This window comes from Stenotrophomonas sp. Steno-Z4, assembly GCF_056393145.1.
The window spans coordinates 33468-49249 of sequence record NZ_JBWJPC010000009.1 but is presented as its reverse complement, the minus strand read 5'-3'; the positions used below and the strand labels follow the sequence as shown (position 1 = coordinate 49249).

The window sequence follows — 15782 nt, the reverse complement described above, 5'->3', positions numbered from 1 at the left end:
TGCCTCCTGGAACTCACGGATGAATCCCCTTCGTTTCCGCCTGTCGCTTTCCGCGCTGGCGGTGCTGGCGCTGGCCGCCTGCACCACCGCCCCCAACCGCCCGACCAGCGATGCCGAAGTGAAGTGGCTCATCGCCGCCGAGCGCGGCGACATCGAGGGGATGCTGGAGCTGGCCGAACGTTACGAACGCTGGAACGACCGCCGGGCGCTGGACTGGCATGAGCGCGCTGCGGCCGCGACGCCCTGGAGTTTCCGCAATACCATTGCGGAAGAAGCGCTGGGGCGGATCTGGGCCAGCGGTGCGATGTATACCGGACGACGCCCTGAAGACACGCCGCCCCCGGTCCTGCGCGCGTCGCCGCGCAGGGCCGGGCGCTGGTACCTCGCTGCGGCCAACCACGGCAGTCCGGGCGCGATGCTGTCGCTTGCAAAATTCGAACGCGAACGTGGCCACGCCGCCGCAGCACTGCGCTGGGACCTGCGCGCCACGGTTTACCAGCGCTATTCGACCAGCAGTTCGGGTCTGCCCGCCGCGATTGCCCCGCAAGCCGGTGCACTGCACCCGCTGGTGGTCGACATCCAGCGGCGCGCTGCGCGCGGCGATGCGCAGGCCCAGGTGGACCTGGGCGCGCTTTACGAAAGGGGCATGGGCCTGGGCATCGAACGCGACCCTGCGATGGCGCTGCAGTGGTACCGCAAGGCCGCCCTGCAGGGCAACGTGTTCGGCCAGTACTTCACGGGCCTGCTCCTGGGCCGTGCGCCGCCGGGGGTGCCGCGGGATGAGGCGGCGGCCGCCGGATGGTTTGCCAAGGCCGAGGCACAGAAGTTCTTCCTTGCCGGTGAATCGTATTGGCGCAAGGGCATCCAACCGGCGTTCTGGACGTTTGATTGAACCGGGCTGTACACACTCGCCGGCGACCTTCAAGTCTGCCGGCGGGCGCGCGCTTCGCCCAGAATGGGCGGCATGAGTACCGCCACGTTCCGTGATGAAACCCTCTCCCGCGCCCGCATGCAGGCCATCGTCGCCGCGCATCCGCGTGCGGCCGTGTTCGAGGACTGCCGCTTCGACAATGCCGATTTCTCGCGGCTGGACATGGACGGTTTCCAGTTCACCCGCTGCTCGGTAGCGGGCACGTCCTGGCTGGCCGCCTCGCTGGAGGAAAGCCGCTGGGAAAAATGCCGGGGCGGCGAGTGCGATTTCAGCTCGGCGCTGCTCAGCGATGCGGTGTTTTCGCACTGCGATCTGAACAACAGCCACTGGCGCCGCGCCACACTGTCATCGGTCCGGTTCGAGGATTGCAAGCTGACCGGCGCGCACCTGCAGGAAGTGACCGGCTGGGCGTTGGAGTTCCGCGATTGCCTGCTGGTCAGTGCGGACCTGCGTGGGCTGTCGTTCCGCAAGGCCACGCTGCAGGGAATGGATTTTTCCGATGCGGAGCTGTCCGGCTGCGATTTCCGCGATGCCGTGTTCGAGGGCGGCAGCCTGCGCAACGCGCAGATTCGCCTGACCCGCTTCGACGGCGCCGACCTGCGCGGTGCTGATATCACCGGGCTCAACGTGATGGACAGCAAACACTTCAGGAAGGCGGTGATTTCACAGCGCCAGGCAGGCGCAGCGCTGGCCACGTTTGGATTGATCGTGGCCTGATCCGGCGGAGCCGAAGGTAGCGCCGAGGGTAGAGCCGACTGTTAGTCGGCTGCCGGCCGCCGCGGGGACCTTGGGTCTGCGCGTAGAGCAGCCGACTGACAGTCGGCTCCACCATCGGCGCGCGTAGAGCAGCCGACTAACAGTCGGCTCTACCTTCGGTGAGAAGGCGCTCGATCAGGCACCGGTACAGTTCCGGCAGCTTCTCCAGGTCGGCCACCGACACGTTCTCGTCCACCTGGTGGATGCTGGCGTTGACCGGCCCCACTTCGATGCACTGTGCGCCCAGCGGTGCGATGAAGCGCGCGTCCGAGGTGCCGCCGCCGGTGCTCTCTTCCGGCGCAGCGCCGGCGAATTCGCCCAGCACCTCGCGGGCTACCCCGCGCAGGGTACCTTCGGGGGTGTAGAACGGTTCGCCACTGCGGTGCCACTTCAGCCGGTACTCCAGGCCATGCCGGTCCAGCAGCGCGGTGATCTCCTGCTCCAGTTTCGGCGCGTTCCAGAGCGGGTTGTAGCGCAGGTTGAACAGCACCTGAAGCTCGCCGGGAATCACGTTGTTGGCGCCGGTGCCGGCGTGGATGTTGGACACCTGCAGGCTGGTCGGCGGGAAGCTTTCGAAGCCATCATCCCAATGCCGCGCGGTCAACTCGGACAGCGCCGCAGCGGCCAGGTGGATCGGATTGCGCGCCTTGTGCGGGTACGCCACGTGACCCTGCACGCCCTGGACGATCAGCGTGCCCGACAGGCTGCCGCGCCGGCCAACCCGCAGCAGGTCGCCGAGCACGGCGGTGGAGGACGGCTCGCCGGTGATGCACCAGTCGATCTTCTGGCCGCGCTCGCGGAACAGGTCTGCGACCCGGCGCACGCCGTCGATGGCATCGCCTTCTTCATCGCTGGTCAGCAGCACTGCCAGCGTGCCGGGGTGGTCCGGATGGGCGGCGACGAACTGTTCGGCCGCGACCACGAATGCGGCCACGCTGCCTTTCATGTCCGCCGCGCCGCGCCCATACAGCACGCCGTCGCGGATCTGCGGATCGAACGGATCGCTGGTCCACGCCTCGGCCGGTCCACTCGGCACCACGTCGGTATGGCCCAGCAGCACCAGCACCGGGGCGCCCTGCCCGTGCGTGGCCCACAGGTTGTCGACCTCGCCCAGGCGCAGGTGTTCGCAGGTGAAGCCGGCCTGCTGCAGGCGCCCGGCCAGCAGTGCCTGGCAGCCGGCATCCTCGGGCGTCACCGACGGCCGGGCGATCAGGTCGCAGGTCAGTGCAACAACGTCGTTCACGCGCCCACTCCGAACCGCTGCTTGAACCCGTTGTCGGAAAAGCCCTGGTTCATCACGCCGTCCGCGCTCACGACGACCGGACGCTTGATCAGCTGCGGATACTCCCGCAGCAGCAGCTTCCACTCCGCGTCGGAGGCCGCCGCCTTGCGGTTCTCAGGCAGCTGCCGCCAGGTCGTGGAGGAACGGTTGACCAGCGCCGGGAACCCACCGGCCTGGGCGGCCCAGTCCAGCAGCGTTTCCGGGCTGGGTTTGACGTCGCGGTAGTCGACGAAGGTGTACGGCACCTGGAAGCGGTCCAGCCACTTGCTGGCCTTCCTGCAGGTATCGCAGTTCTTCAATCCGTAAACGGTGGTGGTCATTGCCGACAGTGGGTCATGGGTACTGGCTTCCAGTATAGCCCTGCCCTGCCGAGGCTCCGGCATCCAGGTCAGACGATGCATCGTACTTGTTGAGTTCGGTGAGCAGGGAGCGCTGCCACGACGACAGGCCGGAGTCGAACGGCACGTCGGTCCCCATCAGCGGGCGTCCTTCCCGATCCACCAGCAGCGCCAGCTGCGAGGACAGGAAGCCACGCATGCTGGACAGTTGCCACCGGTACTGCGGAGCATCGAACGGATCGGCCGCATACAGGCGCATGCACACCGCGTCCATGTCCAGCAGCATCTGCACGCGGGAGGCGTCGTTCAAGGCGGTCCGCCCCGCCTCGATCGAAACGATCAATGCGTTGGTGGCCGATACCGCGTCTTCGCGGTCGAAGCGGTCTGCGTCCTCGGCGAGCCGGACCAGATCGCCGGCGGCCTGGCTGAACCGGGCCAGCGCACTGGGGGGTTCCAGGTGGGTAATCTCGGTGGACCGCGGCCGGCGCACTGGTGTTGCGACGAACGGTGCGGGGACGGGATACGCCTGCTCTGTGAATGTCGCCACGCCGCTGCCCCGCTGCACCACGTTGGCAAAGCTGCGGCCATTGGCCGGGTTGTCGGCGACCTGGCGCGGCGCCTCCTGCAGCGTCAACCGCGACTGCACCCATTCCGGCTGCTGCGTCAGCCACCGGCAGTAGTAATGCGTGGCATAGGCCAGGTAGTCCCGGAGCTGCTTGTCCTGGCCCAGGCCGCGGTAATCGCCATCGCGCTGGTCCCATATCCGCCGCGACGGCTGGCGGGCTTCCTCGATGATCGGCTTGAGCACGCGCGCTGCGTTGATCTGCAGCGCATTGCCCTGGACCAGGCGCCCGCGGCCCCGGCTCAACTGCGCCAGCCGCCGCAGGTACTGCACACCGTATTTGGCCACCAGGGCCAGGGTCCGGCTTTCCCACCCCAGCAGAAGATCCGGCTGCGCCTCCAACAGCGACGGCACGGTCAACAACAGGCTGTCGGCGGCGGGGCGTGGCAGGGTCGCGCCCTGCGGTCGCGTCATCAGATGCTCGGACGCGCGCAGCGCGCTGACCAGACCGAAGGCCAGCGTCGCACCCTCGATGGCGTGGATCGGATGCTGCCGCAGCAGGGTTTCGAAGATCGGGGCCAGGTGGTCGGTGATCGTCGCGCTGCAGCAGCGTTGCAGAGGCGGATGGTTGATGAGCTCCCCCAGGTGGAACATCATCACACTGGCGTTTTCCAGGGTGAACTCCTGGCGGGCCCGGATCGTTTCAACGCAGCGCTGGGTCGCGCGCAGCAGACGATTTCCATCGCAGGGCGGCCCGGACGTACGGCGCACCTGCTGGCACAGGATGTTGAGCGCCTTGCCGATGTAGATGTTGGAGGCGCGTTGTTCGTCTTCGGTGTCGCCAAAGCCGACGCTGCCGGACATCACGCGCGCGATCGTATCCAGGTCCGCGTCGATCGAGGACAGATCACCGTGCTTCACGATCTTCTGATACAGCGCAGAAATGACGTAGTCGGCCTGGGTCAGGCGCACGCCATATTCGCCGGCAGGCACGTTGGGCATGCCGGCGAAGCCCGGAAGGTTGTAAATGCCAGTCGGTAGAATCGCGCTGTCGACCGTTGCACGACCCGCAGCGACCTGCGGCAGCGGTTGAATCGGATAGTGGATCACCGACACCGCATTGCTGACGTTTTCCACGGAAGCGCCTTCTGCTTGGGGAAGCGCAGCATAGGCACGCGAGCACGGACGTTGGGCGATGCGTGCGTCAAGCTGTGACCGCGTTTGCGAAGCCGCACCACAGCGCGCGGTGAAAGCGTCATCGGGGCATCGTGGCGATGCCCCGATTGCGTCACCGCATCAGTCGGCCAGGCCGCGCAGCAGCTCGTTGACGCTGGTCTTGCTGCGGGTCTTGGCGTCGACCTGCTTGACGATAACCGCGCAGTACAGCGAGTGCGAACCGTCCTTGGACGGCAGCTGGCCGGACACCACCACGCTGTACGGCGGCACCGAGCCGTAGCTGATCTCGCCGGTGGCGCGGTTGTACACGCGGGTGCTCTGGCCCAGGAACACGCCCATGCCGATCACGCTGTGGTGGCCGACCACGAAGCCTTCCACCACTTCCGAACGTGCACCGATGAAGCAATGGTCTTCGATGATGGTCGGGCTGGCCTGCAGCGGTTCGAGCACGCCGCCGATGCCGGCGCCGCCGGACAGGTGGCAGTGCTTGCCGATCTGCGCGCACGAGCCCACCGTGGCCCAGGTATCGACCATGGTGCCTTCGCCGACGTAGGCGCCGATGTTGGTGAAGCTGGGCATCAGCACCACGTCCTTGCCGAAGTAGCTGCCGCGGCGCGCGATGGCACCGGGCACCACGCGCACGCCGGCCCGGCGGAACTTGGCCTCATCGAAGCCGGCGAAGCGCGATTCCACCTTGTCCCAGAACGGCGCCGGCCGCGCGTCGACCACCGCCATGTCATTCACGCGGAAGTACAGCAGCACCGCCTTCTTCAGCCACTCGTTGACCTTCCAGCCACCGTGGCCATCCGGCTCGGCCACGCGGAACTCGCCGGTTTCCAGGCCATCGATCACGCGGCCGACCAGCGGCTTGGTCGAACCTTCGATTTCATGCAGGGTCAGCGTGGCGCGGCGCTCGAAGGCGCTTTCGATGCCGAACTTGAGTTCTTCCACGCCCGGGGTGGCCGGCTTGCGCAGCGACTTGCGCGCGATGTTCTCGGCGCGCTTGGCCGCCGTTTCCGCAGCACTGCTGGCCGCGGTCTTCTTTACCGGCGCCTTCTTCACGGCCGGCGCGGCTTTCTTCGCAGCGGTCTTCTTCACGGCCGGGGCAGCGGCAACGGTCTTCTTGGCCGCCGCGGTCTTGGCGGCAGTCTTCTTGGCAGGCTTGGTGGCCATCAGTGGGGGTCTCCGGCGTTTCGATCAGGGTCCAGGCAGCGCAGCATGGCGTCATGCAGCTGCTGCCGGGCGGTTTCGGTCAGGGGGTGGTCGTGCTCATCGCTGATCACGAACATGTCTTCGGCGCGTTCGCCAAAGGTGGCAATGCGCGCGTCATGCACACGCAGGCCCTGGTTGCGCAGTACGAAGGCGACATCGGCCAGCAGCCCGGGGCGGTCGGGTGCGACCAGGCTGAAGCGGGTGCCGCCGGTGTCGTTGTCGTTGGCATCGCGGAATTCGATGCGCGGGGCGAAGCGGAAATGGCGCAGCTGGCGTGGCACTACCCGCCGCGACGGGCGCAGCCGCGACAGGTCGCCGGCCAGCGCCTCGCGCAGCGCCGCTTCCAGCCGCGGTGCATCGCCATCGGCGAAGCTGTCGGCCGGGGTCACTTCAAAGGTATCGAAAATGGTGTCCACCGGGCCATCCAGCACGCGTGCCCGGTGGATGCCATAGCCCTTGCGGTCCAGGGTCATCACGATCGCAGCGAACAGGCCGTCGCGGTCGGGCGAGTGCACGAACACTTCCAGCGCATCGTCGTCGGGGGTGATCCGGCGCACCTTGACCAGGGTCTGGCCCTGCTTGACCGGCACCAGCGCGGCGGCCTGCCAGGCCAGCTGCTCGGGGCGCAGGCGGATGAAGCTCTCATCCGGCATCACGGTGAACTGGCGGTCGATGGTCGCGTCGTCGTAACCGCGCTCGCGCACCAGCGCGCGCACGCTCTCGCGCGCCTCCAGCACGCGCTCGGCGGCCGGCATCTGGTTTTCCAGGCCATCGCGCAGCGCCCGGCGCGCGGCGAAGTACAGGTCGGCCAGCAGCCGATCCTTCCACGCATTCCACAGCTTCGGACTGGTGCCGGCGATGTCGGCGCAGGTCAGCAGGTACAGGTAGTCGAGGCGGTCGCGGCTGGCCACGAGCGTGGCGAAGCGGTGGATCACGTCCGGGTCGGAGATGTCCTGCTTCTGCGCGGTGACCGACATGCGCAGGTGCTGCTCGACCAGCCAGGCCACCAGGTCGGTATCGGAACCGCTCAGCGCATGCGCCTGGCAGAAGTCGCGGGCATCCACCGCGCCGAGTTCGGAATGGTCGCCGCCGCGGCCCTTGGCGATGTCATGGAACAGCCCGGCCAGCAGCAGCAGTTCCGGCTTGCGCAGCCGCGGCCAGACCTCGTGGGCGATGGAGAAGCGCTCGTCGGCGCGGCTGGTGGCGAACAGGCCGATGTTCCGCAGCACCATCAAGGTGTGCTGGTCGACGGTGTAGACATGGAACAGGTCGAACTGCATGCGCCCGGACACCTGGGCGAAGGCGGGAATCCACTGTCCCAGTACGCCCAGGCGGGCCATGCGTGCCAGCGTATCCACCGCGCGCGGGCTGCGCAGCAGGGTCATGAACTGTTCGCGCGCGGCAGTGCTGGCCTCGGTGTACGCCGGCAGCTCTGCCAGCGCTTCGGCCAAGGCCCGCGCGGTGAGCGAGTGCAGACCACGCACGTCGGGGTTGTAGGCCCAGCTGGAGAACAGCGCGAACACCTGCTCGATATCGCCCTGCGGCCACTGCGGGTCGTTGGCGGCCAGGTAGCCGCGGCGCAAGGAAAAGCCCACGCTGACCGGTTCGGGCACGGCCTCCCCGTCGAACTGTTCTTCAAAGCGCTGCAGCAGGCGGTCGCTGATCCGCCGCACCACGGTGGCGCTGCGGTAGAACCCCTGCATCATCTTCTCGACCGCCAGGCTCTCCACGTCGTCGGCAAAGCCGAGCCGCGCGGCCAGGGTCTTCTGGTAATCGAAGCGCAGGCGCTCTTCCGGGCGGTTGGCCACCAGGTGCAGGCCGAACCGCAGCTGCGCCAGCGCGCAGCGCTCACGGCGCAATGCAGCGGCTTCATCGGGGCCCAGGTGTCCCAGCCCGACCAGCGCTTCCAGCTCGCGCACGCCGAACGCGCGCAGTGCCATCCAGCCCAGCGTATTGAGATCGCGCAACCCGCCCGGACCATCCTTGATGTCCGGTTCCAGGTTGTCGGCGGTGTCGCCGAATCGCTGGTGGCGGGCCAGCAGTTCGTCGCGCTTGGCCAGGAAGAATTCGCGCGGCGGCCACAGGCCCTCGCGGTTGACGGCCTGCTTCAGCGCCTGGCGTGCCGCCTCGTCGGCCACCAGCGGGCGCGATTCGATCAAGGCGGTGAGCACGGTCTGGTCGGCGCTGGCCTGCACGCATTCCTGCGCCGACCGCACTGCATGACTGACCGGCAGGCCGCAATCCCACAGCAGCGCGAACAGGCGGGCCAAGGCCGCTTCATGCCGACGCTGCGCCTCGGGCGCGCCGAGCACCAGCAGGTCGATGTCCGAGCGCGGGAACAGCTCACCGCGCCCGTAGCCGCCCACCGCAAACAGCGCCAGCCCGGCATCGGCCGGCACGCAGCGCTGCCAGGCCAGCCGGATCAGATGGTCGGCAGCGCGGGCCCGCAGCGCCAGCAGACGCTCGATGTTGTCGTTCTGGTCGAAGCGACGATACAGGCGCGCGTCGGCCTGCTGCAGGGTCTGGCGAGCCTCCGCCGCCCACTCGGGGTCGGCGACGGCGTCGGCCGGCGCGTCCAGGGTCGGGCTCGCCGGCAACATGCTCAGACCTGCGATTCGCCGGGCGAGAGGGTCAGCACATCCACGCCGGTCTCGGTGACCGCGATCATGTGCTCCCACTGCGCCGACAGCTTGCGGTCCTTGGTGACCACGGTCCAGCCATCGGGAAGCACCTTGTTGTAGCGGGTGCCTTCATTGATCATCGGCTCGATGGTGAAGGTCATGCCCGGCTGCAGCACCAGGCCCTGGCCCGGACGCCCGTAGTGCACCACCTGCGGTTCGTCGTGGTAGACCTTGCCGATGCCATGCCCGCAGTACTCGCGGACCACGCTGAAGCGCTCGGCTTCGGCCAGCGACTGGATCGCGTGGCCGATGTCGCCCAGCGTCGCGCCCGGCTTCACCGCACGGATACCGGCCCACATCGCCGCGTAGGTCGTGTCGACCAGGCGCTTGGCCATCGTCGACGGCGTGCCGGCGTAGTACATGCGGCTGGTATCGCCGTGCCAGCCGTCCTTGATCACGGTGACATCGATGTTGACGATGTCGCCGTCCTTCAGGACCTTGGCTTCACTGGGGATGCCGTGGCAGATGACGTTGTTGACCGATGTGCAGACCGTCTTCGGGAAGCCACGGTAGCCGACGTTGGCCGGCGTGGCCTTCTGCACGTTGATGATGTGGTCGTGGCAGATGCGGTCCAGCTCTTCGGTCGTCACGCCCGGCTTGACGTACGGGGTGATGATGTCGAGCACTTCGCTGGCCAGGCGGCCGGCGACGCGCATCAGTTCGATTTCCTCGGGGGTTTTCAGATTCACGCTCATGGCACCCATTATCGCCGATCCGGGACCATTCTGAACGGGAAGGACTGGAACGCTGACAGCCCGCGTTCGGGTCGAAGCCCCACAGCGGCAGGGCTTGGGCGGGCTGGGAACGGAAAAACTGTGAAAACCGGCCAGTTTTCCTCACACCCCCCCTACAACATCGCTTTTATAAGGGGGTCAGCGCCGCCCCTGGCGCCCTCCCCCTGCAGTACGCCGGCATCGATTCGTTCATCCAGGACCCCCGTCCAAGGAGAAGACCATGCGATTCCTTCGCGCCCCGCGTCCCCTGCTGTTCAGCCTTGGCCTGGTGGCCCTGGCATCGCCCGCTATGGCGGCCGACACCACCACCTTCAACGTGCGCATCATCATCACCAAGGCCTGCACGATCACCGCGGCCGCCGCGACCGATGTCGATTTCGGCACGGCGCTGTCCACCGCCACCACCCCGTCCAACGCCCAGGGCTCGGTCACTGCGCAGTGCTCGGCGCTGACGCCGTACACCATCGCGCTGAATGCCGGCTCCAACGCCGCGACCGCCAATGACGTCACCACCCGGCGCATGCGCAACACCGATGCGGCGGTGACCACCAACAACTTCGTCGGGTACCAGCTGTATTCCGATGCGGGCCGTGCAAACGTATGGGGCGCGACCACCGGCACCAACACGGTGGCCGGCACCGGGACCGGCCTGGCGCAGGCGTACCCGATCTATGGCCAGGTGGCCAATCCCAGCGTGAACAACGCCGCCACCGGTACCTACCAGGACACGGTCACCGCCACCATCTCGTACTGAGGCCGCCATGTCAGCACTCGAACGGGGGCGCGCATCGCGCTCCACGGCGGCCGTCTGCGCCTGTGCATTGCTGGTCGTGCTTGGCATGCCTGGCCTGTGGGCCGCCAGCCTGCAGGTTGCGCCCACCTCGCTGCAGCTCGGCGCCCGCCAGAACGCCGAAGCGCTGTGGGTCAGCAACAGCGGGTCGGCCCCGGTAAGCGTGCAGGCCCGGGTGTTCCGCTGGACCCAGCGCGACGGCCGCGACCAGCTCGACCCCACGTCAGACCTGGTGGTCAGCCCGCCCATGCAGTCGCTCGCGGCCGGACAGCAGCAGCTGATCCGCGTCGTGCGCGCCCAGCCGGAAGCGCCCGACGCACAGCTGTCGTACCGGGTCATCGTCGACGAGGTGCCCACGCTGGACCCCAACCGCCAGGGCATGCAGTTCGTGCTGCGCTACTCGCTGCCGGTGTTCATCCAGCCCGATGGCAGCGCCGCAGGCAAGCCCGAGCTGCAGAGCAGCGTGCGTGTCCAGCCCGATGGCAAGGTGGTGCTGGAAGTGCACAACCGTGGCGATGGCTATGCGCAACTGGCCGATCTGGCCGTAGGTCCGCCGGATCGCCCGCAGGTCTTCCAGCCCGGCCTGATCGGCTACGTGCTCAGCGGCCAGACCATGCGTTGGCCGCTGGATATTCCTGCGACGCGGTTGGCCGGGGCCACGCTATCGGCGAAGATCAATGGCGGCGCGCAAGCCACGCCCCTGTCCCCGACGCCACCGGCTCGCTGAGGCCTGCGTGCGCGTCGCCCTGGCTGCCGGCGCGGTCTCGTCTGGAATGCCGGGCGCACCGGCATGGGCGGCCGAACTGCCTGCCGCCAGCGCCGAACCGGGGGCCGCCGATGATGTGATGCTGCCGGCGCCCACGCCCTTGACCGCACCGCAGACCCTGTACCTGGACGTCACCCTCAACGGCAGCCCCCGCGGCCTGCTGCCGTTCACCGAACTGGCGGGCCAGCTGCGCGCCGACCCGCCCGTGCTGCGCCAGCTCGGCTTCGCCGCGCCCGACGGCGCGCCGGTCGCACTGGACCAGCTCAGCGGCCTGGTGATGCGCTACGACGCCTCCCTGCAGACCCTGGCGCTGGAAATCCCGCTGGAACAGCTCAACCTGCCGGTCACCGAAGTGGGGGCCGCCACGCAGAGCACCCCGACGGCCAGCGCCTCGCCTGGCGCCCTGCTCAACTACGACGTCTATGCCAGCCACAACCAGGACGCCGGCAACCTGGCGGTCACCACCGAATGGCGGGTGTTCGGCATGGGCCGCGGCGTGCTGCGCAGCAGCCAGCTGCTGCGCACCTACCAGGATGGACGTAGCGACTGGCGCGGTGAAAGCGTGCGCCTGGACAGTGCGTGGCAGCTGGATTTTCCCGACAACGCACTGACCCTGACTGTCGGTGACTTCTTCAGCGGCTTCGTTGACTGGAGCCGCCCGGTGCGGATGGGCGGCATCCAGATCGGGCGCAACTACGGCCTGCAGCCCTACCGTGTGCTCACCCCCACCCCGAGCTTCCTGGGCGAGGCCGTGGTGCCCTCCAACGTCGAGCTCTATGTCGACGGCCTGCGCCAATACAACGGCGAGGTGCCGGTGGGGCCGTTCCAGCTGGCCGCGCAGCCGGGCATCAGCGGCACCGGCAATGCGCAGGTGGTGATCACCGATGCCTACGGCCGCATGCAGACCCTGGATTTTGCCTTCTATGGCACGCAGCAGCTGCTGGCTGAAGGACTCTCGGACTGGTCGGCGGGCGTCGGCCGGATGCGTCGCGACTACGGCATCCGCTCGTTCGCCTACGACAGTGCCATCGTGGGCAGCGCCACCTGGCGGCGCGGGGTCAGCAACCGCTTCACCGCCGAACTGCATGCCGAAGGCGGGGGTGGCGTGGCCAGCGCCGGCGCCGGCGGCTGGTGGCAGCTGGGCCAGGCCGGCGTCGTCAACGCGTCCTATGCGCACAGCCGCCGCGACGGTCTGCAGGGAGGCCAATGGGCGCTGGGGTACAGCTGGAACAACCGGGTGTTCAACCTCAACGCCGCCACCCGCCGCACGCATGGCGACTTCCAGGACCTGGGCAGCCTGCAGGGTGCGCTGCCACCGGACGTGACCGACCAGGTCACCGCCGGTGCCAGCCTGGGCCGGCTGGGCTCGCTGAGCGCCAGCTACCTGCGCCTGTCCTACCCTGATGGCGACGACCGCCGCTACGCGAGCGTGTTCTGGAACCGCACGTTCTCCGAACGCTGGTCGGCCTACGCCTCGTTCAACCAGAACCTGGACGACAACGCCGATCGCAGCGTGTACCTGTCGCTGTCGGCCAGCCTGGGCAACAACCGCCAGAGCAACCTGACCGCCCAGCGCAATGGCGACCGCAATCTGTACACGGTGGATGTGTCCCAGCCGGTGCCCGGCGATGGCAGCCAGGGCGGTTACGGCTGGCGCGTGCAGGCCCGGCAGGGCGACGACGGCACCGGCGGGCTGGTCGAAGCCGGCTGGTTGAACCGGGTGGGCCGCTACTCGCTGGGCGCGGCGCGCCAGGGCGATGCCAACTTCGCCTATGCCAACGCCAGCGGCAGCGTGGTCTGGATGGGCGGGCACCTGTTCGCCGCACGTGAGGTACCCGACGCGTTCGCGGTGGTCTCCACCAACGGCGTGGGCGGCGTACCGGTCCGCCTGGAAAACCGGGTGATCGGGGTGACCGACGACGACGGCATGCTGCTGGTCACCCCGCTGCTGTCCTGGCAGCGCAACCGGATTTCGATCGACACCCTGGAGCTGCCGGCCGACATGCGTGCCGACCGCGTGGACACGCTGGTGACGCCGCGGCAGAGCGCCGGGCTGGGGGTGAGCTTCGGACTGCGCCGCACCCGCGCCATCACACTGGTCCTGCACGACGCGCAGGACCGGCCCGTGCCCGCCGGCAGCCAGGTGCGGCTGCCGGACCAGCGCAGCGCGACGGTGGGCTACGACGGCGAGGTCTACCTTGAAGATCTGCCGGCCCAGGCAGTGCTGCAGGTGGACACCGATGACGGGCGCTGCGAAGTGCGCGTGCCGGTCAGCCCGGCGCCGGGCAGCGCCGCGCTGCGGCTGGGGCCGCTGCGCTGCGTGGCCGGAGCCGGGCCATGAGCCTGCGCCTGTTGCTGGGGGGGTTGCTGGCGCTGGCCGGGCTAGTGGGCGCCGGCGTGGCCCGCGCCGACACCACCTGCACCACCACCACCCCGGTCACGGCCGCCTTCGGCAACATCGGCAACGCCGCCGCTGCGCCCAGCTTCACCACCACCACGTTCACCATCACCTGCAACACCACCGCGCTGAGCCTGCTGGCAACGGCGTCGGTACGCGCCTGCATCGGCATCGGCGTGGGCAGCACCGGCGTGGCCATTTCACCGCTGCGGCGGATGACCAACACCACCGCCGATCCGCTCAGCTTCCAGCTGTTCACCAGCGCCGCCTACAGCACCATATGGGGTCTGACCCCCGGCACCTCGCCCGGGCCGCAGGTGGTGGACCTGAACTACTCGGTGCCCCTGCTCACCGGCGGCAGCGGCGCGGTCACCGTGACCATCTACGGTCGCATCCCGGCCAGCCAGACGCTGGCGGCCGGCAGTTACAGCACCGCGTTCAGTGGTGCCGACGTCCGCCTGGAATATGCCTACAACGAGGTCCTGCTGGGCACGGCCACCGCGCCGGCGGCGTGCACCACGGCCACCGGCGTCAGCGGGCACAAGACCGCCACCGGCGGCTTCCCGTTCACGGTCACCGCCACCGTGCTGCCGCAGTGCAGTGCCTACGTCACTACCGACATGGACTTCGGCACCAGTGCCGGCACGATCACCGCCAACATCGACCGTACGTCGACCATCGGCCTGACCTGCCTCAACCGCACCGCCTACACCATCGCGCTGGACAACGGCCTGTACGCGAACGGCAGCGTGCGGCGCATGCGGCACACCACCAACCCGGCCTTTTTCATTCCCTATGCGCTTTACCGCGAAAGCACCCGCACCCAGCGCTGGGGCAGCACCGCCAACGTGGACCTGGTCTCGGGCACGGGGACCGGCAGCGCCCAGACCCTGACCGTGTATGGGCGTGCACCGCCCACGGTCGGCGCAGTGGCCGCCGGCAGCTACAGCGACCAGATCAAGGTGACGATCACCTACTGAATCGGCCGCCCCCTCAAGACCGCCAGCGCCGGGCCGATATCCCAACGACCCCCCGCTGCCGATCCGGATGAACCGACGCCGCCGCGCCCGCCTGGCCATCTGCGTGGCGCTGACCATCCTGCTGTCTGCCGCCAACGCGGCCAATGCGCCGCTGCAGGTCCGCCTGCGGATCGTGGAGGCGTGCGCACTGGACGCAGACGCAGCGCGTGCCAGCTGCCGCAGCGCACACCGACGCAGCGACGAGGAAATCCCGGCCCCGCCCCAGGTGCAGCAGCTGACCCCGGCGGACGAAGACGACGAAGACGCCCGCCGGCCATGGCTCACCCTGACCTTCTGATCCGCGCCTGCCTGCTGCTGGCGCTGCTTGCTCCGGCCGCCGCGCAGGCGCTGGACATTTCCCCGCTGCGGGTTGCGCTGCGCCCGGACCAGCAGGACGCCGAACTGTGGCTGCACAACGAGACGGCGCAGCCGTGGTCGGGCCAGGCGCGGTTGTACCGGTGGGAACAGAGCGCCGACGCCGAACGCCTGACCCCGGCGCAGGACGTGGTGGTGAGCCCGACCCGGCTGGCGCTGGCACCAAACGCCCGGCAGCGGGTACGGGTGGTCCGGATCGGCGCCGCCCCCACCGCTGAACAGGGCTACCGGCTGGTGCTCCGGGCCGGCCCCGGCAGCCCGCCGCTGCAGGTGTCGCTGCCGGTGTTCGTGGCCGGGCCGCAGCCGCGCCCGGCGCCCGCCCTGTCCGCTGACCTGCGCGACGCTGCCGGCCACGCGCTGCTGGCGCTTTACAATGGCGGCACCCGCCACGCGCGGCTGGCGGACCTGACCTTCATTGGCCCCGACGGACGCGCCACGCTGCTGCTTCCCGAGCTGGCCGGCTATGTCCTGGCCGGCAGCACCCGCCTGTGGGCCCTGCCCGGCCCCGCCACAGCCTATGCCGGGGGCCGTTTCCGGGCCCGGATCGGCGACGCGGAACCGGCCGACATCCCGGCCGCCAGCCCGCCAATTGCGCCGGACCGCCTGCCCGGGCTATAATCGACCGGATTTCTTCGCGCCCTGTGCGCAGGAAACCCGTCAACACCGGACGTCACCGGTGAATCCACACCTGCCGCCCATATCCGTGCCGGGGTGCTCCGCGAGGAGTTCGGACACGGAAGCGACAGGGAAGCCAAACCCCGG

14 protein-coding genes are annotated in these 15782 nt (G+C 68.8%); 8 read left to right on the top strand and 6 right to left on the bottom strand.

What is annotated here, in order from left to right; genetic code table 11:
* Positions 1-19: 19 nt before the first annotated feature.
* Complete coding sequence (locus tag AC06E7_RS17885) at positions 20-892, top strand: tetratricopeptide repeat protein (RefSeq protein ID WP_478065500.1); 873 nt, start codon at positions 20-22, stop codon at positions 890-892.
* Positions 893-964: 72 nt separating this feature from the next.
* Complete coding sequence (locus AC06E7_RS17880; protein ID WP_478065499.1) at positions 965-1648, top strand: pentapeptide repeat-containing protein; 684 nt, start codon at positions 965-967, stop codon at positions 1646-1648.
* A 136-nt stretch (positions 1649-1784) separates the two neighbouring features.
* Here AC06E7_RS17880 and dapE read toward each other — a convergent pair whose 3' ends face one another.
* From dapE to map, 6 genes are all read right to left on the bottom strand, one after another.
* Entirely contained in the window at positions 1785-2930 is a 1146-nt protein-coding gene (gene dapE / locus AC06E7_RS17875; protein ID WP_478065498.1) for a succinyl-diaminopimelate desuccinylase, read from the bottom strand.
* A complete protein-coding gene (locus AC06E7_RS17870; RefSeq protein ID WP_478065497.1) occupies positions 2927-3289 on the bottom strand; it encodes an arsenate reductase in 363 nt (120 codons plus the stop codon). The genes dapE and AC06E7_RS17870 overlap by 4 nt, the downstream gene beginning before the upstream one ends.
* A 13-nt stretch (positions 3290-3302) precedes the next feature.
* Positions 3303-4871, bottom strand: a complete 1569-nt coding sequence (locus AC06E7_RS17865) for a hypothetical protein (protein WP_478065496.1) — start codon at positions 4869-4871, stop codon at positions 3303-3305.
* Between the two features lie 294 nt (positions 4872-5165).
* The gene (dapD, locus tag AC06E7_RS17860) at positions 5166-6218 is read right to left on the bottom strand and encodes a 2,3,4,5-tetrahydropyridine-2,6-dicarboxylate N-succinyltransferase (RefSeq protein ID WP_068850514.1); all 1053 of its coding nucleotides are present in this window, start codon (positions 6216-6218) and stop codon (positions 5166-5168) included.
* The gene (locus AC06E7_RS17855; protein WP_426804329.1) at positions 6218-8857 is read right to left on the bottom strand and encodes a [protein-PII] uridylyltransferase; all 2640 of its coding nucleotides are present in this window, start codon (positions 8855-8857) and stop codon (positions 6218-6220) included. The genes dapD and AC06E7_RS17855 overlap by 1 nt, the downstream gene beginning before the upstream one ends.
* A gap of 2 nt (positions 8858-8859) precedes the next feature.
* Complete coding sequence (gene map, locus AC06E7_RS17850) at positions 8860-9633, bottom strand: type I methionyl aminopeptidase (RefSeq protein WP_478065494.1); 774 nt, start codon at positions 9631-9633, stop codon at positions 8860-8862.
* Between the two features lie 259 nt (positions 9634-9892).
* Between map and AC06E7_RS17845 the strand changes: the two genes are divergently transcribed.
* The 6 genes from AC06E7_RS17845 to AC06E7_RS17820 all read left to right on the top strand — a co-directional run bounded on the left by AC06E7_RS17845 (position 9893) and on the right by AC06E7_RS17820 (position 15638).
* Positions 9893-10426, top strand: coding sequence for a Csu type fimbrial protein (locus AC06E7_RS17845; protein ID WP_068850508.1), 534 nt, complete (start codon positions 9893-9895; stop codon positions 10424-10426).
* A 7-nt stretch (positions 10427-10433) separates the two neighbouring features.
* Positions 10434-11189, top strand: a complete 756-nt coding sequence (locus AC06E7_RS17840) for a fimbrial biogenesis chaperone (RefSeq protein ID WP_478065493.1) — start codon at positions 10434-10436, stop codon at positions 11187-11189.
* A gap of 46 nt (positions 11190-11235) precedes the next feature.
* Entirely contained in the window at positions 11236-13569 is a 2334-nt protein-coding gene (locus AC06E7_RS17835) for a fimbria/pilus outer membrane usher protein (protein WP_478065525.1), read from the top strand.
* A gap of 2 nt (positions 13570-13571) precedes the next feature.
* A complete protein-coding gene (locus AC06E7_RS17830; protein WP_478065524.1) occupies positions 13572-14606 on the top strand; it encodes a Csu type fimbrial protein in 1035 nt (344 codons plus the stop codon).
* Between the two features lie 67 nt (positions 14607-14673).
* The gene (locus AC06E7_RS17825; protein WP_478065491.1) at positions 14674-14943 is read left to right on the top strand and encodes a hypothetical protein; all 270 of its coding nucleotides are present in this window, start codon (positions 14674-14676) and stop codon (positions 14941-14943) included.
* Positions 14922-15638, top strand: a complete 717-nt coding sequence (locus tag AC06E7_RS17820; RefSeq protein WP_478065490.1) for a fimbrial biogenesis chaperone — start codon at positions 14922-14924, stop codon at positions 15636-15638. Before AC06E7_RS17825 ends, AC06E7_RS17820 begins: the two co-directional genes overlap by 22 nt.
* The last annotated feature ends 144 nt before the right edge of the window (positions 15639-15782 follow it).